At 66.0% G+C, this 26452-nt stretch carries 18 protein-coding genes; 6 read left to right on the forward strand and 12 right to left on the reverse strand.

The genetic code is table 11. The annotated features are described in order from the left end of the window. Window positions 1–19: 19 nt before the first annotated feature. On the reverse strand, window positions 20–1450 hold the full coding sequence (locus tag QX048_RS16290; RefSeq protein ID WP_315754729.1) for an aldehyde dehydrogenase family protein: 1431 nt from the start codon (window positions 1448–1450) through the stop codon (window positions 20–22). 490 nt (window positions 1451–1940) lie between these two features. Further along, a complete protein-coding gene (locus tag QX048_RS16295) occupies window positions 1941–4310 on the reverse strand; it encodes a transketolase (RefSeq protein WP_315754731.1) in 2370 nt (789 codons plus the stop codon). A 141-nt stretch (window positions 4311–4451) separates the two neighbouring features. On the opposite strand from QX048_RS16295, the gene QX048_RS16300 reads away from it, so the two are divergent. The 4 genes from QX048_RS16300 (at window position 4452) to QX048_RS16315 (ending at window position 8689) form a co-directional block, all read left to right on the forward strand. Then, window positions 4452–4913, forward strand: a complete 462-nt coding sequence (locus tag QX048_RS16300) for an Lrp/AsnC family transcriptional regulator (RefSeq protein WP_315715739.1) — start codon at window positions 4452–4454, stop codon at window positions 4911–4913. 528 nt (window positions 4914–5441) lie between these two features. Then, window positions 5442–5816 (forward strand): hypothetical protein, encoded by a 375-nt coding sequence (locus tag QX048_RS16305; protein WP_315715738.1) that lies wholly within the window; start codon window positions 5442–5444, stop codon window positions 5814–5816. Between the two features lie 454 nt (window positions 5817–6270). After that, entirely contained in the window at window positions 6271–7374 is a 1104-nt protein-coding gene (locus QX048_RS16310; RefSeq protein ID WP_315715737.1) for a ferredoxin, read from the forward strand. A gap of 55 nt (window positions 7375–7429) precedes the next feature. After that, window positions 7430–8689, forward strand: a complete 1260-nt coding sequence (locus QX048_RS16315) for a 2Fe-2S iron-sulfur cluster-binding protein (protein WP_315826404.1) — start codon at window positions 7430–7432, stop codon at window positions 8687–8689. 203 nt (window positions 8690–8892) lie between these two features. Here QX048_RS16315 and QX048_RS16320 read toward each other — a convergent pair whose 3' ends face one another. The 10 genes from QX048_RS16320 to QX048_RS16365 all read right to left on the reverse strand — a co-directional run bounded on the left by QX048_RS16320 (window position 8893) and on the right by QX048_RS16365 (window position 23129). After that, complete coding sequence (locus QX048_RS16320; protein ID WP_315826405.1) at window positions 8893–10065, reverse strand: fumarylacetoacetate hydrolase family protein; 1173 nt, start codon at window positions 10063–10065, stop codon at window positions 8893–8895. Between the two features lie 85 nt (window positions 10066–10150). Next, a complete protein-coding gene (locus tag QX048_RS16325) occupies window positions 10151–13132 on the reverse strand; it encodes an autotransporter domain-containing protein (RefSeq protein WP_315826406.1) in 2982 nt (993 codons plus the stop codon). Window positions 13133–13398: 266 nt separating this feature from the next. Next, window positions 13399–14352 (reverse strand): DMT family transporter, encoded by a 954-nt coding sequence (locus QX048_RS16330; RefSeq protein ID WP_315715821.1) that lies wholly within the window; start codon window positions 14350–14352, stop codon window positions 13399–13401. A 195-nt stretch (window positions 14353–14547) separates the two neighbouring features. After that, the gene (locus QX048_RS16335) at window positions 14548–15387 is read right to left on the reverse strand and encodes an aldo/keto reductase (protein WP_315826407.1); all 840 of its coding nucleotides are present in this window, start codon (window positions 15385–15387) and stop codon (window positions 14548–14550) included. Between the two features lie 212 nt (window positions 15388–15599). Further along, a complete protein-coding gene (locus tag QX048_RS16340) occupies window positions 15600–18290 on the reverse strand; it encodes a molybdopterin-dependent oxidoreductase (protein ID WP_315826408.1) in 2691 nt (896 codons plus the stop codon). Window positions 18291–18309: 19 nt separating this feature from the next. After that, the gene (locus tag QX048_RS16345) at window positions 18310–19524 is read right to left on the reverse strand and encodes an NAD(P)/FAD-dependent oxidoreductase (RefSeq protein ID WP_409999223.1); all 1215 of its coding nucleotides are present in this window, start codon (window positions 19522–19524) and stop codon (window positions 18310–18312) included. 5 nt (window positions 19525–19529) lie between these two features. Next, window positions 19530–19955, reverse strand: coding sequence for a globin family protein (locus QX048_RS16350; protein ID WP_315826409.1), 426 nt, complete (start codon window positions 19953–19955; stop codon window positions 19530–19532). An 82-nt stretch (window positions 19956–20037) separates the two neighbouring features. Further along, complete coding sequence (locus tag QX048_RS16355; protein ID WP_315715819.1) at window positions 20038–20832, reverse strand: ABC transporter ATP-binding protein; 795 nt, start codon at window positions 20830–20832, stop codon at window positions 20038–20040. 9 nt (window positions 20833–20841) lie between these two features. Continuing rightward, entirely contained in the window at window positions 20842–21750 is a 909-nt protein-coding gene (gene ntrB / locus QX048_RS16360; RefSeq protein WP_316200516.1) for a nitrate ABC transporter permease, read from the reverse strand. A gap of 62 nt (window positions 21751–21812) precedes the next feature. Further along, a complete protein-coding gene (locus QX048_RS16365; protein ID WP_315826411.1) occupies window positions 21813–23129 on the reverse strand; it encodes a CmpA/NrtA family ABC transporter substrate-binding protein in 1317 nt (438 codons plus the stop codon). Window positions 23130–23808: 679 nt separating this feature from the next. On the opposite strand from QX048_RS16365, the gene QX048_RS16370 reads away from it, so the two are divergent. After that, complete coding sequence (locus QX048_RS16370) at window positions 23809–24642, forward strand: formate/nitrite transporter family protein (RefSeq protein ID WP_315826412.1); 834 nt, start codon at window positions 23809–23811, stop codon at window positions 24640–24642. A gap of 69 nt (window positions 24643–24711) precedes the next feature. Further along, window positions 24712–26442 carry a bifunctional protein-serine/threonine kinase/phosphatase gene (locus QX048_RS16375; RefSeq protein WP_315754178.1) on the forward strand — a complete coding sequence of 577 codons (1731 nt, stop codon included), beginning with the start codon at window positions 24712–24714 and terminating at the stop codon, window positions 26440–26442. Window positions 26443–26452 lie beyond the last annotated feature (10 nt).

A 26452-nucleotide genomic window follows, 5' to 3' on the forward strand; every position in this document is an offset into this window, starting at 1 on the left:
TCGCAATGACGGAGACCAATCAAGCCGCGTTGTAGCCCGCGATGGCCTTGACCTCGAGATACTCCTCGAGACCGAACCGGCCCCATTCGCGGCCGTTGCCGGACTGCTTGTAGCCACCGAACGGCGCGGTGCGGTCGTTCGGGACACCCTGCAGGTTGACGTTGCCGGCGCGGATCTTGCGGCCGACCTCGCGGGCCTTCTCGATCGTCGGGGCCGTGACATAGCCGGCAAGACCATAGGGCGTGTCGTTGGCGATACGCACCGCCTCGTTCTCGTCCTTGGCGCCGATGATCACGAGCACTGGTCCAAAGATTTCCTCGCGCGAGATCGTCATCTCAGGCTTGACGTCGGCGAAGATGGTCGGCCGCACATAGAAGCCCTTGTTGACGCCCTCCGGCAGGCCCGGGCCGCCGGCGACGAGGGTCGCGCCCTCCTCGATACCCTTATTGATGAGGGCCTGGATCTTGTCCCACTGGCCGCGATTGACGACCGGGCCGATCGTGGTGCCCTCGCCGCGCGGGTCACCCGCCTTGGTCTTGTCGGCGACGCCCTTCGCGATGGCAGCGACTTCCTTCATGCGCGCGGCCGGCACGATCATGCGCGACGGCGCGTTGCAGGACTGGCCGGAGTTGTTGAACATATGCATGACGCCGCCGGTCACTGCCTTCACCAGGTCGGAGCCCTCCAGGATCACGTTCGGCGACTTGCCGCCGAGTTCCTGGCTGACGCGCTTCACGGTCGGCGCCGCGCGCTTGGCGACGTCGATGCCGGCGCGGGTCGATCCGGTGAACGAGATCATGTCGATGTCCGGATGCTCGCTCATCGCAGCGCCGACCTCCGGCCCGAGGCCGTTGATCAGGTTGAACACGCCCTTCGGCACGCCGGCTTCATGCAGGATCTCGGCGAAGATCAGCGCCGAGGTCGGAGTGAATTCCGACGGCTTCAGGATCATGGTGCAGCCCGCGGCCAGCGCCGGCGCGACCTTGCAGGCGATCTGGTTCAGCGGCCAGTTCCAGGGCGTGATCATGCCGACCACGCCGACCGGCTCGCGCACCACCACGGACGCAGGCAGCGTCTCCTCGAACTCATACTTCTTCAGCACGTCGAGCGTTGACATCAGATGGCCGAGGCCGGCGCCGGCCTGCAGCTTCTCCGCCATCGGCAGCGGCGCGCCCATCTCGTCGGAGACGGCGGCGCCGATCTCCTTCATGCGGCCCTTGTAGATCGTGATGATCTTCTCGAGCAGCGCGACGCGCTCCTCGCGCGAGGTCTGTGAGAAGGTCTCGAAGGCGCGCTTGGCGGCGGCGACGGCCTTGTCGACATCGGCCTTGGAGCCCAGCGCAACCTCGTACATCGCCTCCTCGGTCGCCGGATTGATGACCTGGGTGGACTTCTTGACGACCGGATCGACCCAGGCGCCGTCGATGTAGAATTGCAGGCGATTGACCATCGGAAAACCTCTTCACGTGGAAGCATCTGGAGGGGGCGGCAGCACGCGGCCGGCATCCTGGCACGCGCGATCCGCGGGATGAACCCGCCACATGCGGGGACCGGGGTTGCGTCCCGCGGATATAGGAGCAAGGCCGCGACCGGCGCAAGCCGACCGGCCTGCGTTTCGTCGCCGCTCCATTTTGCATCGCAGCAACCGCGTGTCCCCTTCGCCCCCTCCAGATCGCCATCATTCCGGATGGCAGAATTCCCGCCGTCGAAGATTCATTTCCAAGATGTGAACTGCTTCACATCGCCGTTCGATCGCTCTGGCTAATCTCCTCTTCATAGACATCCCGGCATCTCGAAAGGACGCCGGATAAGATTTCAGAACCGATATTTTCGCCAGTTCTTATTGCGCAGCCTTTCAGTACGTAGACATTTGATCCAAGTTGCGACGCCGTCTCCTTCATCCAGGTGAGGGAGACGGCGTCCCCGTTCTTGGCCCGCCCTCACACTGCCATCTTGCGATGCCGGACCGGCGCGCCAGTGAGGCTCTCGGCCGCATCGATGATCGCGTTGGCGTCCATCCCATTGTGGCGATAGAGGTCGTCGATCGTCCCGGTCTGGCCGAATTTCTCAACCCCCAGCGCCTCGACGCGATGGCCGCGCACCGAGCCGAGCCAGCCGAGCGTCGCCGGATGGCCGTCGATCACGGTGACGATGCCGCAATCGCGCGGCAGCGGCGCCAGCAGTTGTTCGATGTGGCTGAGATGTTGCACACCGCGCCGATGCCGCCGCAGGCTGCGCGCCGCCGTCCATCCGGCATGCAGCCGGTCCGCCGAGGTGATCGCGAGCAGGCCGACGTCGCGGCGGGACTCGCCGATCAGGCCGGTGGCCTCGATCGCCTCCGGCGCGACCGCGCCGGTATAGGCGACGATCACCTCGGCATTCGGTCCCGGCTTGCGCAGCCAATAGGCGCCGGCGGCGATGTCGGATTCCAGCTCCGGCGTCATGATCCGCTGCGGCTGATCGATGGTGCGCGTCGACAGCCGCAGATAGAGCGAGCCGCCCTCGCCTGCCTCGCGCTGCATGTGGGCAAAGCCCCATTTCATGATCGCGGCGAGCTCGTCGACGAAGGCCGGCTCGAACGACGACAGCCCGTCCTGCGCCATGCCGATCAACGGTGTCGCGATCGACTGATGCGCGCCGCCCTCCGGCGCCAAGGTCACGCCCGACGGCGTGGCCGCCACCATGAAACGCGCATCCTGATAGCAGGCGTAGTTCAGCGCATCGAGGCCGCGCTCGATGAAGGGATCGTACAAGGTGACCACCGGCAGCAGCCGCGCGCCGTTGATGGCGTGCGACAGGCCAAGCGCCGAGGCCATGATGAACAGGTTCATCTCGGCGATCCCCAGCTCGATATGCTGGCCCTTCGGCGAGGCCGCCCAATTGAAGGTCGACGGGATCTTCTCGCTGCGGAACAAATCCGCCTTCTCCGCGCGGGCGAACAGGCCACGGCGGTTGACCCAGGCGCCAAGATTGGTCGAGACGGTGACGTCGGGCGACGAGGTCACGATGCGCGAGGCCAGCGCGGTGTCGCTGCGGGCGAGATCGTTGAGGATCAGGCCAAAGCCCTGCTGCGTCGACATCTGCGCCGCCGCGGTGAAGGTCAGCCGCTCCGGCACGTCGAACACCGCATCATCGAGCCGGCGGCCATCGCGATTGAACGGCACCGACGCGAGGAACGACTCCAGCGTCGAAGCATCCTGCGTCAGTCCCTCGAACTTGTCCCACTCATGGCCCGGGCGAATGTTCTGCTGCGCGCGCCACTTCTCCATCTGGGCGACGGTCATCAGGCCGGCGTGATTGTCCTTGTGGCCCTGGAACGGCAGGCCGACGCCCTTGATGGTATAGGCGATGAAGCACACCGGGCGGTCGTGGTCGATGGACTCGAAGGCATCAAGCATGCTGGCCATGTCGTGGCCGCCGAGATTGCTCATCAGCGCCAGCAACTCGTCGTCGGTGCGCTTGTCGAGCAGCCGGGTCACGTCGCCCTGATCGCCGATCTCGTCCTGGATGTGCTTGCGGAAGGCAGCCCCACCCTGGAAGCACAGCGCCGCATAAAGCGCGTTCGGGCAGTTATCGATCCAGCGCCGCAGCGCCTCGCCGCCGGGTTCGGCAAACGCCTCGCGCATCAGCCGGCCGTATTTCACGATCACCACGTCCCAACCGAAATTGCGGAACATGGTTTCGAACTTCTCCCACAGGCCCTCGCGCACGACGGCGTCCAGGCTCTGGCGGTTGTAGTCAACGATCCACCAGGTGTTGCGCAGGCCGTGCTTCCAGCCTTCGGCCAGGGCCTCGAAGATATTGCCCTCGTCCATCTCGGCGTCGCCGACCAGCGCGATCATGCGGCCCTCGCGGCGGTCCTTCATCCAGCCATGCGCGTGCACGTAGTCCTGCACCAGCGAGGAGAACAAAGTCTGCGCGACGCCGAGGCCGACCGAGCCGGTCGAGAAGTCGACATCGTCGACATCCTTGGTGCGCGACGGATAGGATTGCGCGCCCTTGAAGCCGCGGAAATTCTCCAGCTTCTCGCGGGTCTGCCGGCCGAACAGATACTGGATGGCGTGGAACACGGGACTCGCATGCGGCTTCACCGCGACGCGGTCCTCGGGGCGCAGAACCGAGAAGTACAGCGCCGACATGATGGTCGCGAGCGAGGCCGACGACGCCTGGTGGCCGCCAACCTTTAGGCCGTCGGTGTTCGGCCGGATGTGGTTGGCGTGATGGATGGTCCAGGACGACAGCCACAGCGCCTTGCGGGTCAGCGCGTTCAGGATGTCGAGACGGTCTGACGATGCGGATGGCGTGGCCATGGCGCGCTGCTCCCCGGGGCCTTGTTGGATTCGCCGATTTTAATCCTGTCGCACCGGCCATAATTCTCAATTTTTCGCGTGCAGTTGCCGATTGTTGAGATATTTTCCCATTCAGGATCCACTTTGAGCGATTTTATCCCAATGCCCGAGCTCGACGCCATCGACCGCAAGATCCTCGGCCATCTCCAGGCCGACGGCCGCATCACCATGCAGGAGCTCGCCGACAAGGTCGGGCTGTCGGTCTCGCCCTGCCACCGCCGCGTCAAGCTCCTGGAGGAGCGCGGCGTCATCACCCGCTATCTCGCGACCGTCGACCAAAAGGCGCTCGGGCTGCACGTTTCGGTCTTCATCTCCATCAAGCTGGCGCGGCAGAAGGAGGAGGATTTGAAGCGGTTCGAAAAGGCGATCTCGGCCTGGCCCGAGGTGCTGGAGTGCTATCTGATGACGGGAAATCGCGACTATCTCCTGCGCGTGGTCGCGGCCGATCTCTCCTCTTATGAAGCGTTCCTGAAGAGCAAGCTGACCCGCCTCGACGGCATCGCCTCGATCGAATCGAGCTTTGCGCTGAGCCAGGTGAAGTACTCCATCGCGCTGCCGGTGTGAGGCAGGCCATCGCCACGACCTCAGCTGTCGTCCCTGCGAACGCAGGGACCCATACTCCGCGGCAGACGTTGCGAAGAACGACTGGTCCAACATCGTGCGCAACAACATCTCCCTGGGGTTATGGGTCCCGGATCTGCGCGTGCTGCGCACGCTTGTCCGGTACGACAGCGGAGAGCCAAGCGAGACTTTCGGCCAGCTCTGGCGCTCGGCCATGAGAGACCTCGCATGAGCCCCTCTCCCTGCGCCGTCATTCCGGGGCGCCCGCAGGGCGAGCCCGGAATCCATAACCACGATCGTGCGTATGGATTCCGGGCCCGCGCCGCTGCGCGACGCGTCCCGGAATAACGACCTTTGTTGTGTCATCGGATTTGCCACAATCGTGAGTCCAGGACCGACCGGGATGGTCACATGCGTTCTCACTCCCGCGGCGCGTTGCGTCCGGGTGATGCCGATATCATCGCCCTTATGACGTGAAGGGCGCAGGGAAGGCCGGGCGCTGGCCGCGCCCGTGGCCCGCCTGCGGAAAAAATGCAGGCGGCAGGTACCACAGGTCTGGCCGAAGACGCCCGGCCCTCCCTGCGCGATGGTTTTGACGGCTGCTTCGCGTTCTCCCCGGTGCGCCGGCTTTTGGCCACCGTGCGCGACGACGCGCTGTCCGCGCGCCGCCGCGGGGACACCAGCATCGGGGTGCCAGGACCGCGCGACTTGACCGTGCGTGCATCATTGTTCGTCGGCGCGAATGATCACGCTGCAACGACACACGCCCATCGCATTCCGCTGCCGACGTCCATGACGACCGCGATACGTCCCCTCCGACGCAACGGAACGGGCTGGACTGTAATGCTGATTATACGAAATCGGCAAGCGATTTATTTTTTGCCTGACGGCTGGACAGGATTTTAGCGCGCGATCTGATTTGCCCGTCGGGTCGTTATGGCAGCGTCGAAAATCATCTGCGCACTGCCCTGATCACGCCCGAACTACGTCACAGCCGAGGCCGTCATTGATCCAGATCAAACGATCTGGAAAAACTGCTCCAGCCCCCGATCAAATCCTTGATGTTCCTCGATTTGATCCAGATCAAACGGCCGCAGGCCGACCGCAGCATGGCCCAGGGACGTCCATATTGGCCGTCAAAAAGCGCCACATCTCGCCGTCAGATTCTGCGTCACAGCATGCGCTGCGACACGAAGTCACAGGGATTGCGGGACTAACAACTCCGCGCCTGTGAACGTGACGTCGGCGCGATCGTGAAGACCAACTCGCGTCCTGGAAAGCAATGCAGAACAACAGCGCTCAACGTTCGCCCCGACACGACTACGCTTCGCAACATCGAGATGCCCGGCCGCTCGCGCACGTGGCGGTGAAGGTGGCTCCCGCCAGGTATCAGCCGGCCGCACAGGCCGGCAGCCGCAGCACCGGACGGGCCGAGCGGCGATTCTGGCTGACGATGCAGACGGTCATGCTGGTCGTCGGCGTGCTGCTGGTGAACCTGCTGCTGTTCTTCCCTCCCCTCGGCATCGCCCTGATGTGGAATCTCCTGATTCCGATCGCGCCCGCGCTGGTGACGATCTCGCCCGGCCTGTGGCGCAACATCTGTCCAATGGCGACATTCCATCTGTTGCCCAACAAGATGGGCATCTCGCAGAACATCCGGATGCCGGAATGGGGCGCGGCGACGCTCGCGGTGATCAGCGTGACGCTTCTTTTCATCGTCGTGCCGATGCGGCGAATCGGGCTCAATGTCGACGGTCCGCTGACGGCGGTCATGCTGCTGTCGGCCGCGGTCATGGCATTCGCGATGGGCTCTGTGTTCGAAATGCGCTCGGGCTGGTGCACCTCGCTGTGTCCGATCCACCCCGTCGAGCGGCTCTACGGCACCAACCCTGCCCTGACCTTCAAGAATGCCCGCTGCAACATCTGCGAGGCCTGCAGCAATCCGTGTCCCGACTCCACGCCGGAGCTGACGCCGACGGCGGGCGTGCCCACCAAAGTCCAGCAGTTCCTCGGCAACTTCCTGATCGGCAGCTTCCCCGGCTTCGTCTGGGGCTGGTATCAAGTGCCGGACTATCCGCCGCAGCAGGTCGACCAGGCCGCGATCATCACCGCCTATGTGTGGCCGCTGGGCGCCGCGCTCGTCAGCTACGTCGTCTTCAGGGTCGGCGAGCACATCCTGCGCTACAGGCCCGCCGCCCGCACCCGGATGCATCGCATCTTCGCGGCGGCCGCGATCAGCACCTACTACTGGTATCGCCTGCCCGGCCCGGCATCCTTGCTGCCGGACTGGTTTCCGCTGGTCTCGCATCTCATCACGACGCCGTTCTTTTTCTGGTTCCTGGTGCTGCGTTCGCCGAAGGTGAGCTGGCTGAAGCGGCCGGTGATGGCGTCGAACTACTGGTCGAGCCGGTTCGAGAGCACCGCCAACAAGAATCTCATCCGCGTGTCGCCCGGCAAGGCGTGAATCCCCGCGGTCTCATCCCACCATCGTCACAGCGTATCCGATCGAGGAGTGAACCATGTCGAACTTCAGGACCGTCACCGTCAAGGGCCGCCAGTTCCGCGTCCGCGCGGGTGACGTGCTGCTCGATGGCGCGCTCGCCAACGGCGTCGAGATTCCGTTCGACTGTCGCGCCGGCACCTGCGGCACCTGCATGGTTCACGTCTCCAAGGGCCAGACAGTGTGCGGCGAGACGCATACGCAGGGCATGATCTATGCCTGCCAGGCGCGCGTCGTCTCCGATCTCGACGTCGAGCTGGAGGACGTGCCGGAAATCGACACCAGCAAGGCGCGGCTGGTCGGCCTGCGCGAGGTCGCGCCCGACATCATGGAGCTGATGATCGCTCCGGAGAAGAGCATCAGCTATCTGCCCGGGCAGTACTTCAAGTTCACCTTCAACGGCTATCCGGCACGCGCCTACAGCCCAACGGCGTCGTTCGACGGCCGCATCGGCGGCCGCGTCATCCATCTCAACATCAAGCGCGTGCGCGGCGGCCGCGTCACGACGGCGCTCGGCAGCGGCATCCGTCCCGGCCATCGGCTGCGCATCCAGGGGCCGTATGGGCATGCGTTCCTGCGCCCGGGCGGCACCGGCCGTCTCGTCCTCGCCGGCAGCGGCACCGGCTTCGCGCCGATCTGGGCGATCGCCGCGATGGCGCTGCGCGAGTCCCGCAACCGGCCGATGGTGATCATCGCCGGCGCCAAGAAGCTGCCGCAGCTCTACATGACGCCGATCCTGGCGCAATTGGCGCGGCTGCCGAACGTCACGATCATCCCGACGGTCGAGGAAGGTCCGGTCAATCATCCCTCGATCCGCACCGGACGGATCGAGCCGCACATGCCGACGCTGACGGCCTCCGATGTCGTCTATGCCTGCGGCTCGCCGCGCATGGTGACCGCGCTCGCCGGGATGGTCGAGAAGGCCGGCGCGACGTTCTATGCCGACCCGTTCGATTCCGCGCCACCAGAAGCGCCATCCGGCCTGATCGGCCGCATCAAGACGCTCGTGGCGCGACGTCCGCCCGAGCCTGAGCCGGGCCGTGACGGCGGCAGGGGGCGTGACGCGTCGCTCGATCCGTTCGAGCGGGCGCTGTCGCTGGTGCCGAAGGATCCGATCGACGACGATCTGGGCCTGCGCCGGTCGGAGCCACGGCGCAGCACGGCCGCCGAACGCGACCACGCACTCTCGCTGGTGCGCGAGCGCGCGCTGGGCGACGCCTCATCGCTGCAGGAGCGTCCGCGCCGCGCCGCCAGCCAGATGGCCTCGGGGCATGTGTGAGGTGACGCAGGAGTCCCCCAGTCTCTCCGTCACTCCGGGGCGCTCGCGAAGCGAGCGAGCCCGGAGGCCATAACCACCAGCCCGCGTGATGGAGCGCGATCGTAACTCAGGCCGTCTGCCTCACGAGCGCTGCGGCGTATGGATTCCGGGCTCGCGCTGTCGCGCGCCCCGGAATGACATCGTGGGTGTGGAAGCTGCGTGCCTCAGATCAGCTTCCGCCGCGCCAGGCTGCGCATCAGCGCACCCACGCCGAAGGTCCACGGCTCGCATTCGTCGCTGTTGCGCATGCGGTTGACGAGACGGCCGAGTTGGGGCGCCGAGATGGTGACGATGTCGTCGCGCTTGTGGGTGAACCCCTGGCCCGTTGCGTCGCGATCCTTGACGGGCGCGAACATCGTGCCGAGGAACAGCGCGAAGCCGTCGGGATATTGATGCACGGCACCGATGGTCTGGGCGACCAGATCGGTCGGATCGCGACTGATCTTGCTGATGGAGGAATGGCCGTCGAGCACGAAGCCGTCGCTGCCGGTCACGTTCAGCGCCACGTCCATCTTGCGGACGTCATCCAGCGTGAAGGTCTTGTCGAACAGGCGCAGCAAGGGGCCGATGGCGCAGGAGGCGTTGTTGTCCTTGGCTTTCGACAGCAGCAGCGCCGAGCGGCCCTCGAAGTCGCGCAGGTTGACGTCATTGCCGAGCATGGCGCCGACGATCCGGCCGCGGCTCGACACCGCCAGCACGACCTCCGGCTCCGGATTGTTCCAGGTCGATTTCGGATGCAGCCCGGCATCCATGCCGGTCCCCACCGACGACAAGGTCGGCGCCTTGGTGAAGACCTCGGCGTCGGGGCCGATGCCGACCTCGAGATACTGGCTCCAGGCGTTCTGCTCGATCAGCACCTGCTTGAGGTGCATCGCCTGGTCGGAGCCGGGTTTGAGCTTGGAGAAATCGTCGCCGACCAGACGCACCACCTCTTTCCGGATCGCCTCGGCCGAGGCCGGATTGCCGCGCGCCCGCTCCTCGATGACGCGCTCCAGCATCGAGATCGCGAAGGTGACGCCGGCCGCCTTCAGGACCTGCAGGTCGACCGGTGCCAGCAGCCACGGCTTGGCCGGATCGCGGCGATCCGGCGGGGTGTTGGCGAGGATGGCGGCGAGGTCGCCGATGCGCTGCCCGCCCATGCCGCGCAGCGCCGTCGCCGGATCATCCTGCTCGCACAGCGCGCTGACGGTGGGGAAAGCCGAGGTGACGTCATAAACACCGTCATCGCGCACCGCGACCACGGCCGGTCCGTCCACGTCGGGGCGCCAGACCCGGCCAACCAGCGTGCCGCTGGTGCCGTCGTCGGGCAGGACGGTCTCGGGCGTCAGGTTGATCATGGCGTCGTGCTCCCTGTTGTTCTTGTTGCTCAGCGCACCCCTAGCATCGGTGCACGCCGGCTCCAAGCCACACGACGTCGCGCAATCACCAACTGTAGCGCACCACGCCCTTGCCGGCGTAGGAGCGGCTGATGGACGAGAATTCGCCTTCGAAGGTCGCGACCGCCGACCAGCCGTTGCGCCAGGCGATTTCGGCCGAGGCGGTGGTGAGCGCGAGGTCGCGCGACTGCGCGGCGCCGTTGACGACGAAGCTCGTGCCCGGCAGCGCCTCGAAGCCCGCGGTCATGGTGCGATCGGGGTTGAAATTGTGCGCCCAGGCGGCGCGGCCGCGCAGCGACAGCACGCCGTCGGCGAGCGCAAACGACCGGTCGACGCGCGCGCCGAGCTCGGTGCGCGCATCCGTCACGGTCTTGCCGGCATAGCTCAGCGCGAAGGTGCCCGCGCCGGAGAGCACCTGCTCGGCATAGGACGGCAGCACGTAAGCCGTCGCCTGGCCGCCGAGATAGGGCGTGATCCCGCCCCACGGCGTGGCATAGCGGCGGCCGGCCTCGAGGCGGGCCGAATAGGCCGACGCATCGAAGCGGGCGCGGAGCTGGTCGACGCCGGCGACGGTCACGGCGCGGTCGGTGGTCACGTCGTGCCAGCCATAGGCGAGCGCCGCGGAGAGATAGTCCGGACCACTGCGATAGCGGGCGAAGGCGCCGGCCTGGAACAGGTCGGAGCGGCCGCTGCCGCCACCATTGACGCCGAAGGCGGTGCCGCCGCCCGACAGCGCGAAGCCGGCCAGCCAGCTCGGCGACACGATGTAATCAGCGCCGGCGGCCAAGGCGACCTCGCGGATCGTGGCGTTGTTCGAGCCGAGCGCGGCGTTGCCATCGGCGAACGAGCCGCCGCCGAACGGCGCCGCCCAGGTGCTCCAGCGCTCGTCGAAGCGCCGGGCCGGTATGGCCTTCACCGGCATGCGCGCGAAGGCATCGCGCGGCGCGGCGCCCTGTCCTGCGTCGGCGAACGCCGCTGCCGGACCGGATGCGTTCGCGCTGCGCCCGGCGACAAAGGGATCGGTCATCAGGCCAAGGAAGATCTTCATCGAGTCGAACATCGCCTGCTGCGAGGCGGTGGCGATCTCGCCGGACGCCTGTGTCAGGCCGGCTGGGGTCAACGCGCCGAAAGCGAGCGGGATGCCGCCGGTGCGGTTGAAATAGCCGGTCGTGGTGTCCGTGACGTTCTGCTGGTTGGTGTTGGTCCCGGCCGTGCCGAGCGTCAGGTTCAGATAGACGTTGTTGGCGTCGTAGCTCAGGCTCGAAGAGAAGTTGGCCGGCAGGTTGGTGTTGATCAGCGTGTTGAAGGTGCCGCTGATGCCGCCGGCGGCGTTGACGATCGTGTACTGCTTGTTGACATAGCTGCCGGGCGCGAAGCTCGCCTGCACGGTCGCGCCGCCGAGCGTCGCGGTGCCCGTCACATTGACCCGGTCGGCATTGGCCGGCGACACCTCGACCATGTAGCTCGCGGCCGCCGTGAACACGAGGCTGCCCTGCACGGTGAGCAGCCCGATCGAATTGCCCGGCGCGAGCGCGCCGCCATTGACCAGCGTGCTGCCGACGATGCCGTTGCCGCCGAGCGTCCCGCCGGCATTCACGGTGACGCTGCTGCCGGCGATGGCGCCGTTGACGGCGAGGATGCCGCCATCGACCGTGGTCGTGCCGGTGTAAGTGTTGATGCCGGACAATGTCAGCTTGCCGCTGCCGACCTTGGTCAGCGAGCCTGGGCCGATGGTGCCGCACCCGCAAGGATCGGTGTCGCCGATCACGCCGGAGACCTCGGTGGAGAGATTGTTGCCGCCGACCACCAGCGTGTTGAAGGCGCCGATGTAGTAGTTGCCGGAGCCCGCCAGCGAGCCGGCGGTGATGCGGCCGTCGCCATTGACACCCATGCTACCGGAGAAATCGACCACGCCGGTGCCATTGGTGACGAACTGGGCGGTGCCGCCGGTCGTATTGTCGAGGAAGCGGGTGCGGCCGCCATCATTGGTGATGATCGTGGCGGAGCCGGCGCTGGCGTGATCGAAGAACAGCGTCGATCCGCCGTCATTGGTGGTGACGGTCGCGTTCGCCGCGGTGGAATGGGCGTTGAACTGGACCTGGCCGTTCATGTTGTTGATGATGGTGGCATTGCCGGCCGACGGGGTGTCGCTGCCGAAGCCGATCCCGAACATCACGTACGAATTGCCGCCATTGGTGATGACCGCATTGGCGGCCGTGGCGGCATTGACGAACGCCAGCAGGCTGAACGTATCGTTCGTGATCGTCGCGTTGCCGGCGCTGGTGTTGGCGTTGAACAGCGTGCGACCCTGATGGTTGGTGATCACGGCGTTCCCCGCCGTGGCCGTATCGGTGCCGCCGGCGACGCCGAACGCGGTCGTGGCAATCGACTGGTTCACGATCGTCATCGCACCGGCGGAGCTCGCGCCGAGGAAGTTGGTGGTGCCGCCGTCATTGGTGAGCGAGGTGATGCCGGAGGTGTCGGCCCTGACGATGTTGAAGATGCCGAAATTCGAAACGTCGCCGATGATGCGGGCGGTGTGGGTGGCGTCGCCGAGTTGCAGCGTCGCGACGCTGCCGATGAAGGTGCCGCCGGAATAGGAGTTGGTGCCGAGCAGGATGGTGGTGCTGTTGCCGAGCAGCTCGGCGCGCACGCCGGCAACGGTCTCGCCGAGATTGTTGCCGATCGTGATCGTCTGGCCGGAATTGGCGTTGTTGATGAAGCCCCAGCCGGAGCCGGCGACGCCGAAATTCACGTCGGCGCCGCCAATCGAATAGGACTGGGCGTTGCTGAGGAAGATCCAGGAATCCGGATTGATCGGCGCGGTGACCGTGATGGTCGATGCGCCGGTGGCGCCGAACAGCGCCTCCTGGCCGCTCGATGCCGGCGGCGCGCCGGCCGGCGGGCTCTCCCAGTTGGTCGAGAGATTGTAGTCGGAGGTCGCGGTGGACGAGCCGGTGCCGCCCCAGGTGTAGTCGGTCTGGGCCAGCGCCGACGTCGTCAGCCCGAGCCCACAGAGCCCGAGCATGAGCCCCAGCGCGCCCCACACGGCCCGCGCCGTCCGACACACCGCCGTTTCGACCCGCCTCCGCACGCAATCCCCCGATCTTGCTCTGCACCCGTGATGCAATCCAAGACCTAGCAGGCGCACGGCGCCCGCCGAGATCGACGGCGCTCCTGTTTCTTGTTTGAAATCAGTGCGTTACGCGTTTGATCGCAGGTGTAGCGGACACGCAACGCATCCACCCAAAAAGTCGCTCCCCGGTAATGGCCCGGGGGCGTGCGACCGATGGCTCACGGATTCGGCGAGCTCTCGCCGGCGACCTGGAGCAGTTGCGAGCGGCGGACGCGCTCGCGATGGGCGGTGTAGAGGCCGCTGGAGACGATGAAGGCGGCGCCGACGATGGTCCAGACGTCCGGCACCTCGCCGAACACCAGGAAGCCGAGGATGCTGACCCACAGGAGCTGGGTGTAGGAGAACGGCGCCAGCACCGAGGCGTCGGCATAGCGGAATGCCAGCACCACGATCCACTGCCCCATGGTCGAGGCGACGCCGACCAGCACGCCGAAGCCGATGTCCTGCCAGGACGGCGTGGTCCATACGAACGGCACGATTGCCGTGAGCACGCAGACGCCGGCAATCGAGGAATAGGTCATGATGGTGATGGCGTGCTCGCGGCCGCTCATCATCCGCGTCATGATCAGCGTGCAGGCCCAGGCGAACGCCGAGACGATCGGGAACAGCGCGGCAAGATGGAACGCGCCGGTGCCAGGGCGGAGGATGATCAGCACGCCGCACAGCCCGACCGCGGTTGCGACCCAGCGGCGCAGGCCGACCTTCTCGCTGAGGAAGATGATTGACAGCGCGGTGACGAACAGCGGCGCGACGAAGCCGGTCGCGGAGGCCTCGGCGATCGGCAGATAGCGTAAACCGGTGATGAACATCAGCGACGAGCCGAGCAGCGCAACGCCGCGCAGCAGCTGGAACTTGAGCTGCTCGGTGCGCATCGCGAACAGCGGCGAGCCCGGGATCATCGCCGGCACCATGATCGCTGCGAATACCACGAAGCGGATCCAGGTGATCTCGATCGAGGGCAGCGTCTTCGACAGATACTTCGCGGTGACGTCCGAGGTGCCGAGGAACACGGTCGACAGCAGGATCAGCGCGATGCCGCGGAACGGCCGGTCGGCCCGCGCGGGCGCGCGCTTGCGCGTGGCCTGCGGCTTCTCCTGCACGGATGTCGGCACATCGTCGAGGCGCGCGGCGGCGGCCGCACTCGGTGGCGGGGTCACGGTCGAACTCGGACGTTTGGAGACAGGACGATTCGGTGAGTGGCGACAAAACGCCAATCGCGACGCCGCGACAACCCATCGAAGCGGGCAGCACTTATGCGTTGCTACGCGCCGGGGTAGCAAACATCCGTAATTTTCCGTGATGCTGCATTACAGCATGGGCAGCCCACGCGGCTTCGGCCCGCGCGGAAAGGCGCGATCGATTGCGGCGATCTCGGCCGCGGTGAGCTCGATGTCGCCGGCCGCCGCATTCTGCTCGGCATGCCCGGGCCGCGACGCCTTGGGGATCGCGAACAGCGACGACGCCCGCGTCAGGAAGGCCAGCGCGACCTGGCGCGGCGTTGCACCATGCTGCTCCGCGATCCGCTGCAGCACCTCGCCGCCGGCGCCGCGGCGTTCCGGAAAGTCGTCATGGCCGAACGGCGAGTAGGCGACCACGGCAACACCATGCTGGCCGCACCACGGAATGACGGCATGCTCGATGGCGCGCTCCTGCAGATGATAGAGCACCTGGTTGCAGGCGATCTTGCCCTCACCTGCGACCTCCAGCAGTTCGTCGAGATCGTCGACGTCGAAATTGCTGACGCCCCAGGACGCGATCTTGCCGGCCGCCTTGAGCTCCTCGAACGCCGCCACCGTCTCCGCGAGTGGATAGGAGCCCGGCCAGTGCAGGAGATAGCAGTCGAGCCGGTCGGTCTTCAGCCGCTGCAGCGAGCGCTCGCAGGCGGTGACGGTGCCCTTGCGCGAGGCGTTGCTCGGCAGCACCTTCGACACCAGGAACACCTCGTCGCGTCGGCCGGCGATGGCCTCGGCGACGACGAGCTCGGCATCGCCATACATCTCGGCGGTGTCGATGTGGCTCATGCCGAGATCCAGGCCGCGCCGCAGGGTGGCGATGGCGCGGCGGCGATCGGCGTGGTCGAGATACCAGGTGCCCTGCCCGATGACGGAGACGCCGCCGCCGCCGGTTCCGAATGTCTTGTGCTTCATGCGCGGGAGCATAGTGGATGAGGCGCACGGCGTCGATTGGGTGCCCTCCCTGCTCAAGGCATCTGACACGCTTCCACACCCACGTCATTCCGGGGCGACGCGTCAGCGTCGAACCCGGAATCCCGAGCTTGTCTTGCGCTGTTTCATTTCCACCATGTCGAGATTCCGGGTTCGAGGCCGTTGGCCTCGCCCCGGAACGACAGTGTTCTCGGCTAGCTCGCCGCCGCGATGGGCGGGGCGTCCGTGGCCGTCTGCGCGATCAGCCGCTTCATCTCCGGAATGCACGAGCCGCAATTGGTGCCGGCCTTGAGCTGCGCGCCGATGGCGGCGGGCGTGCGCGCACCTGCCGTGATCGCATCGCAGATGGTGTCGCGGCCGACGCCGAAGCAGGCGCAGACGATCGGGCCGCCGCCGACGCCGTCGGGCGCGCGGCCGGACAGCAGCGTGCGACGCTGGTCGTCGTCGAGGCGGTCGGCGGCGAACATCGTCTTCACGACGTTCCAGTCGCCAGCATCATGGCCGGGGCCGACGAACAAACAGGTTTCGATGCGATCGTCGGCGAACGACGCGGCGCGATAGACGCCGCCGCCGACATCCATGTAGTCCGTGACATCGTCGGTGGCGCGCGCCTTGAACCAGGCCGGCCAGCGCGACAGATCGCCGTTGTCGGCGAACAGATAGCCGAAGCCGCCCTGCACCGTCGCGCGCGCCCACCACAGGTTGGACGGCAGCGTGAGCTCGTTGCGCGACAGGATGAAGCCGCGGAATACGTACTCATAAGAACTGATCGCAGCCGGGGTCGCCTTGGCCTCGGGCTGGCCGGAGAACGGATCGGTGTAGGAGGCGACCAGCGCGCCGACGCGGCCATGCGATGAGTTGGTGGCGCTCCAATGGATCGGCGCGAACAGCATGCCGCGCTGCTGGCGCTCGCTGACGACGACCTTGAGGATGCACTGGCCGTGCTCGGTCGTGACCTTGGCGAAACCGTCATGCATCAGGCCATAGCGCAGCGCGTCATCCGGGTGCACCTCGACGAACGGCTCCGGCAGATGCGCTGATAGCCGCGGGCTCAAGCCGGTGCGCGTCATCGTGTGCCACTGGTCGCGGATGCGACCGGTGTTCAGGCGCAGCGGGCGGGCGGCGGTGGTCTCGCCGCGCAGCGCCGGCACCTCCGGCGCGACGAAGCGCGCTTTGCGATCGTTGGTGAAGAAGGCGCCTTCGGCGAAAAAGCGCGGCTCGGGCGGCCTGCCCGCGCGCGCCGGCCATTGCACCGGCGCCATCGCGTCGTATTCGTCGTCGGTGAGCGTCGCCAGCGCGCCGATGTCGAAGTCGCGCGTGCCGTCGTTCTCGAACGCCGACAACGCCGCGTGCTCGCGGAACACGTCCGCCGCAGAGTTGTAATTGAAGGCGCCCGCGTGGCCGAGCCGTTTGCCGACCTCGCTCAGGATCCACCAGTCCGGCATGGCCTCGCCGGCCGGCGCAAGGAAGGCGCGCTGGCGCGAGATGCGGCGCTCGGAGTTGGTGACCGTGCCCGATTTCTCGCCCCAGGCCTGCGCCGGCAGCAGCACGTGGACGCCAGCATCGACGGTGTCGTTGGAGCGGACGTTCTCGGACACGACGAGCAGCTCGAGCTTCTTGAGCGCGGCGCGGACCAGATCGGCGTCCGGCAGCGACACCGCGGGGTTGGTGCCGATCACCCACAGCGCCTTGATCTCGCCGCGCGCGATCGCCTCGAACATCTGCACCGCCTTGAGACCCTCATGGGTGGCGATGTCCTTGGCCTTCCAGAAGCGGCGGACGCGGTCGATGTCCGGCGGCGTGAAGCCCATGTGGGCCGCGAGCTGGTTGGCGAGCCCGCCGACCTCGCGGCCGCCCATCGCATTGGGTTGGCCGGTCAGCGAGAACGGCCCCATGCCCGGCTTGCCGATGCGCGCGGTCGCAAGATGGCAGTTGAGGATCGCGTTGACCTTGTCGGTGCCCTGCGCCGACTGGTTGACGCCCTGCGAATAGAGGGTGACGACCTTGGGAGTATCGCGGAACAGCTTGAAGAAGGCGGCGACGTCGACCTCGGACAGGCCGGTGGCGAGCGCGGTCGCCGCGGCGCTGCCGGCGAGGCTCCGGGCGCGGGCCAGGGTCTCGTCGAAGCCGCCGGTGTGAGCGTTGATGTAGTCGTGATCGAGCGCACCGCTGTCGGCGAGATGCACCAGCAGGCCGGCGAACAGCGCCGCATCCGCGCCGGGCTTCAATCCCAGGAACAGATCGGCTTCGCTCGACGTGTCGGTGCGACGTGGATCGATGACCACGAACCTGGCGCCGCGCGCCTGCTTGTTGGCCAGCATGCGCTGGTACAGCACCGGGTGGCACCAGGCGGCGTTGCTGCCGACGAAGACCAGCAGATCGGCCTGATCGAGATCCTCATAGGTGCCGGGCACGGTGTCGGCGCCGAAGGCACGGCGGTGGCCGGCGACCGACGAGGCCATGCACAGCCGCGAATTGGTGTCGACATTGGCCGAGCCGAGAAAGCCCTTCATCAGCTTGTTGGCGACGTAGTAGTCCTCGGTCAGCATCTGGCCGGAGAGATAGAACGCCACTGCATCCTCGCCGTCGCGGGCGACGATGTGCTTCAGCCGGGTCGCGACGTGATCGAGCGCATCGCTCCAGGCCACCCGCTGCATTCCGCCCTTGCAGCGGATCATCGGGTACAGCAGCCGGCTCTCCAGCCCGAGCGTCTCGCCGAGCGCCGAGCCCTTGGAGCAGAGCCGGCCGAGATTGGCCGGATGCGAAGGATCCCCGGAGATCGCCGCACCGCCGCGACCGTCGGGCGTGGCGAGCACGCCGCAACCGACGCCACAATAGGGACAGGCGGTGCGCACCATCGGCAGCTTCGGATCGAGCGTCGTCATCGTCGTGCGTGGCCCCTTCTCACGCTGCCTGCGGCCGCGCCCTCGCGCGGCCGAACATCATCGCTGTCCGGATCGCTGCGACCGGTTCGCGGCTCCGGATCAGGTCGCGATACCACAACGCGTCCTGAGTCTCACCGATCAGCACGGCGCCGGTGAGGCGTCCCTCGGCGATGACGAGCTTCTTGTAGATGCCGCGCCTGGCGTCGTTGAGCACGATCGCCTCGCTGCCCTCGGCGCCCATGAAGTCGCCGGCCGAGAACACCGACACACCCGACACCTTCAGATTGGTCGAGACGACGCTGCCGCCATAGGCCGCCTGGCGGCCGGCGAGATGCCGCGCCAGCACCCGCGCCTGCTCATAAGCAGGTTCGACCAGCCCATAGCAGGTGCCACGGTGCTCGGCGCATTCGCCGAGCGCGAAAATGCCGGGCGCCGAGGTCTGCATCGCGTCGTCGACGACGATGCCGCGGTTGACCGCGAGCCCCGCCTCCTTCGCCAGTGTCACATTCGGCCGGATGCCGGCCGCGAAGACCACGGCGTCGGTGGCAAGGCGCCGCCCATCGGCCAGCTCGACTCCTTCGACGCGACCATCGCCATGGATGGCCGCGGTGCTGGCATTGAGCAGAACCTCGATGCCCTTGCGCGCCACCAGCGACTTGAGCAACGCGGCGGCCGGCGCATCGAGCTGCCGCTCCATCAGCCGGTCCATCAGATGCAACAGCGTCACCCTGGCGCCGGCACGCGCCAGGCCATAGGCCGCTTCCAGCCCGAGCAGCCCGCCGCCGACGACCACCACGCGCCCCTTCTTCGCCGCCAGCGCCAGAAGCACGTCCGTGTCCCGGCTGTCGCGGAATGTGTGCACACCCGGCAGATCGGCGCCCGGCACCGGCAGCCGCAGCGGCAGCGAGCCGGTGGCGAGGACCAGGCGCGAGAACGCCACGTTCTCGTCGTTCTCGATCCGCAGTTCGCGACGGCCGACATCGATGGCGGTGACGCGCGCACCGTATTTCAACGTTACCCCGCGCTCGCGCCACCAGGCCGCCGGCTTGAGCTCGATCTCGTGGGACGCGGCCTCGCCGGCCAGCACCGACGACAGCAGCACGCGGTTGTAGGCGAGCCGCGGCTCCTCGCCGATGACGGCGATCGCGTAGCGGCCGAGCGCAGTCTGCGACAATTCCTCGACCAGCTTTGCGGCAGCCATGCCGTTGCCGACGATGACGAGCGGTTCACTCAAAGCGCCTACTCCGCCGCCTGCGCCTTGCCATGGGCTTCCGCGATCATGTAGCCGGACAGCGTGCCGTAGGCCGCGGTCCAGGCATCGGCGACATCGGGCGTCCAGCCGTCGCCAAGTCCCTTCTCGAGGGTCCACAGCAGCGCGGCGCCGACCACCGGATAGTGCTCCGGCCTGGCGCCGTAATCGACGTGGCGCTTGGCGAGCGCGCTTGCCGCCGGCAGGATCGCGGGCAGATTCGTCAATCCATTGACGACGACCGCCAAGGTCGCCATCAGCTTCTTGCGCTGCTCGGTGAGATCGTCGGGAAACATCGCGCGCACCTGCGGCGCGACCTCGAACAGCCGATCGTAGAAGATGGTCGCGGCCTGATCGGAGATCGGCGCGACCCTGGCAAAGCTATCCTGAACCAATGCGATCTGAGACGGCGTCATGGGAAATCCTTATGATGGAAACGAGAACCCGTTAGTTGCCCGACGCGGAGAGCGGTTCGATGCGCTCTCCGCTTTCCAATCGTCACGCCGCCTCGACGTAGCGATGCCGCTCATACAGGAACTCCAGCACGCGCTGGCGACACTTGACGTAGGTGGCGTTGGTCGCCAGCTCGAGCCGCTTGCGCGGCCGCGGCAGGGCGACCTCGAGCACCTCGCCGATATGCGCGCTCGGGCCGTTGGTCATCATCACGATGCGGTCGGACAGCAGCACCGCCTCGTCGACATCGTGCGTGATCATCAGGATGGTATTGCCGAGCTTCTGGTGCAGCGCCATCACCGAGTCCTGCAGATGCGCCCGCGTCAGCGCGTCGAGCGCGCCGAACGGCTCGTCGAGCAGCAGCACTTTCGGCTCCATGGCGAGCGCACGGGCAATGCCGACGCGCTGCTTCATGCCGCCGGAGACCTCGTTGGGCCGCTTGTCCTTGGCATGGGCCATCTGCACCAGGTTCAGATTGTGCATGGTCCAGGCGTCGCGCTCGGCGCGGGTCTTGGTCTTGGCGAACACCTTGTCGACGCCGAGCCGCACGTTCTCGTAGACCGTCAGCCAGGGCAGCAGGCTGTGGTTCTGGAACACCACGGCGCGGTCGGGTCCCGGCGAATTGACTTCGCGCTCCTCCAGCAGCACGCCGCCGGTCGTGGCCGTGGTGAGCCCCGCCACGATGTTGAGCATCGTCGACTTGCCGCAGCCGGAATGGCCGATGATCGAGACGTATTCGCCCTTGTTGATCGAGAGGTTGATGTCCTTCAGCACTTCGGTGGTGGCGGTGCCGCGGGTGAAGGTCTTGTCGACGTGATCGAGCTTCAGATAGGCCATGATCTCTACCTCTCAATTCGTCGCGGTGCCGCGGGTGACGATCTTACCGACGACCGCAATCAGGCGATCGAGCACGAAGCCGATGATGCCGACATAGAACAGCGCCAGGATGATCTCGCTGATATGCGAGGAATTCCACGCATCCCAGATGAAGAAGCCGATGCCGACGCCGCCGATCAGCATCTCGGCCGCGACGATCGCGAGCCACGACAGGCCGATGCCGATGCGCAGGCCGGTGAAGATGTAGGGCGCGGCCGCCGGAATCATGATCTTGCCGAAGAACTCCAGCGGATTGAGCTGCACCACCGCGGCGACGTTGCGATAGTCCTGCGGAATGTTGCGGATGCCGACCGCGGTGTTGATGATGATCGGCCATACCGAGGTGATGAAGATGACGAAGATCGCCGACGGCTGGCCGTCGCGGAACGCCGCCAGCGACAGCGGCAGCCAGGCGAGCGGCGGGATCGTGCGCAGCACCTGGAAGATCGGATCGAGGCCGCGCATGGCCCACACCGACTGGCCGATCAGCGTGCCGACACCGACGCCGACGACGGCAGCAATCGCGTAGCCGAAGGCGACGCGGCGCAGGCTGGCCTCGAGATGCCAGAACAGTCCCTTGTCGATGCCGCCATGATCGAAGAACGGATCGAAGATCAGCTCGCGGGTATCGCTGAACACCCGGGAGGGCGGCGGCAGCGCCGAGCCGGCCCGGCGGCAGACCAGCTCCCAAATCAGCAGGAACAGCGCCAGCACGATCAACGGCGGCACCACACGCACCGCGGCCTCGCGGGCCATCTTTCCAAAGCGTTCGGCTTTCGGCGCCTGCTTGGGCGTCATGGTCACGATTGACGCCGAGGTGGACGCCGCCGCGGTCGGCACGACCTGGGGAGCGCTATCGTTGGTCAACGCTGGCATGGACATCGGAAATCGTTCTCCGTGCAATGAGAGAGGCCGCGCGCCTCGCGCGCGGCGGGAGGTCCTGATCAGGCGTCGACGCGCTTGATCGACAGCGACTTCAGGTAGGCGGCGGGATCTTCCGGATCGAACACCTTGCCGTCGAAGAAGGTCTCCTTGCCGCGCGACTTGGAGGTCGGAATCTCGGCGGCGGCGATGTTCATCTCCTTGGCGGCCTCGCGCCAGATGTCCTCGCGGTTGACCTTGGCGATCAGCGACTTGGCGTCGAAGCCAGCCTCATACTTGCCCCACCGGATGTCCTCGGTGATGAACCAGAGATCGTGGCTCTGGAATGGATAGGACGCGAAGTCGCGCCAATACTTCATGATGTGCGGCGAGTTCTCGACGACCTTGCCGGTACCGTAGTCGAACTTGCCGGCCGTGCGTCCGGCGACGTCCTCGACCGGGCAATTCATCCACTGCCGCTTGGCCATGATGGTCGCAAGCTCCTGCTTGTTCTCCATCTTGTCGGCCCACTGCTGCGCTTCCATCACCGCCATCGTCAACGCCTTCGCGGCCTTCGGATATTTGTCGACAAAGGTGGCGCGCATCGCGAAGGATTTTTCGGGATGCTTGTTCCAGATCTCGCCCGTCGTGACGGCGGTATAGCCGATACCCTGGTTGACGAGCTGCGCATTCCACGGCTCACCGACGCAGAAGCAGTCCATGGTGCCGACCTTCATGTTGGCCACCATCTGCGGCGGCGGCACCACGATGGTCTCGATATCCTTGTCGGGGTCGATGCCGCCGGCGGCGAGCCAGTAGCGGATCCAGAGATCGTGGGTGCCGCCCGGGAAGGTCATCGCGGCCTTCACGGACTTGCCGGAGGCCTTCTTTTTCTCCAGCGCGGCTTTGAACGGCGCGGTATCGAGGCCGAGCTTGAGGTCCGCATATTCCTTGCCGACCGAGATGCACTGCGCATCGAGATTGAGCCGCGCCAGAATGTACATCGGCGTCGGCTGGTTGTTCTGCGTCACCTTGCCCGAGGAGATCAGGTACGGCATCGGGGTCAGGATGTGCGCGCCGTCGATGCCGTTGCCTTCAGAGCCGAGCACGAGATTGTCGCGCGTGGTGCCCCACGAGGCCTGCTTCTGTACGTCGACGTCGGGCATGCCGTATTTGGCGAAGATGCCCTTGTCCTTGGCCACGAACAGCGGACCGGCATCGCTGAGCGCGATGAAGCCGAGCTTGGCGCTGGCGACTTCCGGCCCCGCCCCCTGGGCGAACGCTCCGCCCGGCAAGTTCAGCTTCGCGGCTGCTAGCAGCGCAGCCGTGCCGGCGCCCGCCTTGAGAAGCTGACGACGGCTGAAGCCGTTGCGGCGAGCAGGATTGGCAGTCTTCGTCATGAGTGCTGTCGTCCTTTGTCTGAAGAGCGCTCGATGGGTGAAAAGGCCGTCCGTTGCGGGTCGCTGCGCCACGCACGAAGGCGCGTGTTCCGAGGTGGCCTCGGAAGGGGCAGCGTCACGATTCGGATGAGGATTGCGCGGACGGCATCGATGGCGTCGCGAATGCTCTTTCAAGCTTCGTGCCAACGCATCATTTTTGAATTTACAAGTAGATTCAATCGCTTAACTGCACACAGCAAATCCATCAGAGGCAGAAGGCCGCATCCAAAATTTGCGATTCGCCCACTTTGTGTGCGCCGCACACAAAGTGGGCATGGCGCGATTGTTCCATGAGCACCAGGGCAGCAAATCAGCCCTTTCAAGCAGCCGCGGCCCGGACGTCCAAACGTAATCGATTGAAATCGATGATCTTTTGATTGGCGTCAAAATTGGCACAGGCATTGCTTCGACGCCTACAAGTCAACGATGACTGCGGTTCGCCGGACTGTCGAGGCCGATGGCGCCTGATCTCCGGGACGGACGCGCGCTCGCGACCGGGGTCACCTCGGCGCGGTCGTCGTGACGCCCTTCCCCGCATTCGACATCCGATCCGCCTGCCCGTGGCGATGTCCCGCGAGAGCCAGAACCTCTCGCAAGGCAGCGCGCAATCTATTCCCGAGAGCAAACAAAGGACGTTTGAATGTCGTACCTCGCGCCTTCAGAATTCGTGACCAAGATGGTGGACGCAGGTGAGTCCAAGATCTTCATGTCGACCCGGGACACCGTCATCCGCGCCTACATGGCTGGCGCGATCCTGGCGCTCGCGGCCTGGTTTGCCGTCACCATCAATGTGAACACAGGCCAGCCGATCATCGGCGCGCTGTTGTTTCCGGTCGGCTTCTGCATGCTCTATTTGCTGGGCTTCGATCTGCTGACTGGCGTGTTCGTGCTGTCGCCGCTGGCGCTGATCGACAAGCGTCCGGGCGTGACCATCGCGGGCGTGCTGCGCAACTGGGGCCTCGTCTTCATCGGCAATTTCGCCGGGGCACTGACCGTTGCCTTCATGATGGCATTCGTGACCACGTTCGGCTTCACGCAGGAGCCGGACAAGGTCGGCGCTGTCATCGGCAATATCGGTGAAGGCAGGACGCTCGGCTACGCGGCGCATGGCGCGGCCGGCATGGCGACGCTGTTCATCCGCGGAATGCTGTGCAACTGGATGGTCTCCACCGGCGTGGTCGGCGCGATGATCTCGACGACGGTCCCGGGCAAGGTGCTGGCGATGTGGATGCCGATCCTGGTGTTCTTCTACATGGTGTTCGAGCATTCGGTGGTGAACATGTTCCTGTTTCCGTCGGGGCTGATGCTCCATGCGAAGTTCTCGATCATGGACTACCTGATCTGGAACGAGATCCCGACCGTGCTCGGCAATCTCGTCGGCGGTCTCTCGTTCACCGGCCTGACGCTGTACGCCACCCATGTCAGGACGCAGCCGAAGCGTGATGCCAAGATCGCAGCCCGCGTCGCGGCTTGATTTCCGTCTCCCTTGGAGAGCCCGGCTTCAGTTAAGGTCGGGCTCTCCTCAAATCGCTCGATAGCCCAAATGCCATTGCGGATCACCATCGGAGCGCATTCCGACAAAGGGCAGAAGCCGGGCAACCAGGACTTCCACGGCGCACTGATTCCCGATGAGCCGGCGCTCAGCCTGAAGGGCATCGCGATCGCCATCGCGGACGGGATCAGCAGCAGCGAGGTCAGCCACATTGCGAGCGAGTCGGCGGTCAAGAGCTTCCTGACCGACTATTACTGTACGCCGGATGCCTGGTCGGTGAAGACCTCGGCGCGACGCGTGATCGCCGCGGCCAACTCCTGGCTCTACGCCCAGACCAGAGCCAGCCAATACGCCTATGACCGCGACAAGGGTTACGTCTGCACGCTCAGTGCGATGGTAATCAAGGCGGCCACGGCGCATCTCTTCCATATCGGCGATTGTCGCATCTATCGCCCCGCAGGCCACTCGCTCGAGCAGCTCACCGACGATCATCGCGTCATCATCTCGTCGCAGCAGAGCTATCTGGGGCGTGCGCTCGGGGTCAATCCCGAGGTCGAAATCGACTATCAGGCCATTCGGATCGAGCGCGGCGACATCTTCGTGCTCGCGACCGACGGCGTTCACGAACACGTAGGCAAGCGTTTTGTCGCCAACGTGTTGAAAGAGAATTCCCACGACCTCGACCAGGCGGCCCGTATCATCGTCGCTGAGGCGCTGGCGCAGGGCAGCGCGGACAATCTCACGATCCAGATCGTGCGGATCGACGAACTCGGTGCCGGCGATGCCGCCGAGATTCCGGTCCAGGCCGAGCAGCTGCCGCCGGCGCCGCTGCTGGACGCGCGGATGATCTTCGAGGGCTACCGGATCGTGCGCGAGATCCACGCCAGCAGCCGCAGCCACATCTATCTGGCCGTCGACGTCGAGACGGAGCTCGCCGTCGCCCTCAAGGTGCCTTCGATCGACCTGCGCGGCGACCCGGCCTATCTCAAACGGTTCCTGATGGAAGACTGGATTGCGCGGCGGATCGACAACCCGCACGTGCTGAAGGCCTTCCCATCGACGCGTCGCCGCGATCATCTCTACGTCGTCACCGAATTCGTCGAAGGCCAGACCCTGGCGCAATGGATGATCGACCATCCCAAAGCCGATCTCGATACCGTCAGAGACATCATCGAGCAGATCGCCAGGGGGCTGCAGGCGCTGCATCGCAAGGAAGTGCTGCACCAGGATCTGCGGCCTGCAAACATCATGATCGACCGGACCGGGACGGTGAAGATCATCGATTTCGGATCGGTGCGGGTCAGCGGCGTGGTCGAGGCCGATCCGGCTGCCGACCACGACAGCATCCTCGGCACCCAGCAGTATACGGCGCCGGAATATTTTCTCGGCGAGGGCGGCTCCGAATGGTCCGACCAGTTCTCGCTCGGCGTGATCGCCTACCAGATGCTGACGGGCCGGCTGCCCTACGGCGCGCAGATGGCACGTGCACGAACCCGGGCGCAGTTTCGCAAGGTGCTTTATCACCCGGCCTCCGGCGATGACCAAACCGTCCCGCTCTGGATCGATGGCGCACTCCGGCGCGCCGTCCATCCCGTCGCCGCCAAACGTTACGAGAGCCTCTCGGAATTCGTCTTCGACCTTCGGCACCCCAATCCCGCCTATATCGGCGGCGGCCGGACGCCCCTGATCGAGCGCAATCCGCTGCTGTTCTGGAAGGCGACGACTGCGCTGCTCGCGATCGCAGTGATCATCCTGCTCGCGGCTCGCCACGGCGGCTGGTAGGCGGACCTGC

This window comes from Bradyrhizobium sp. SZCCHNS30572 (assembly GCF_032484415.1).
Taxonomy (GTDB): domain Bacteria; phylum Pseudomonadota; class Alphaproteobacteria; order Rhizobiales; family Xanthobacteraceae; genus Bradyrhizobium.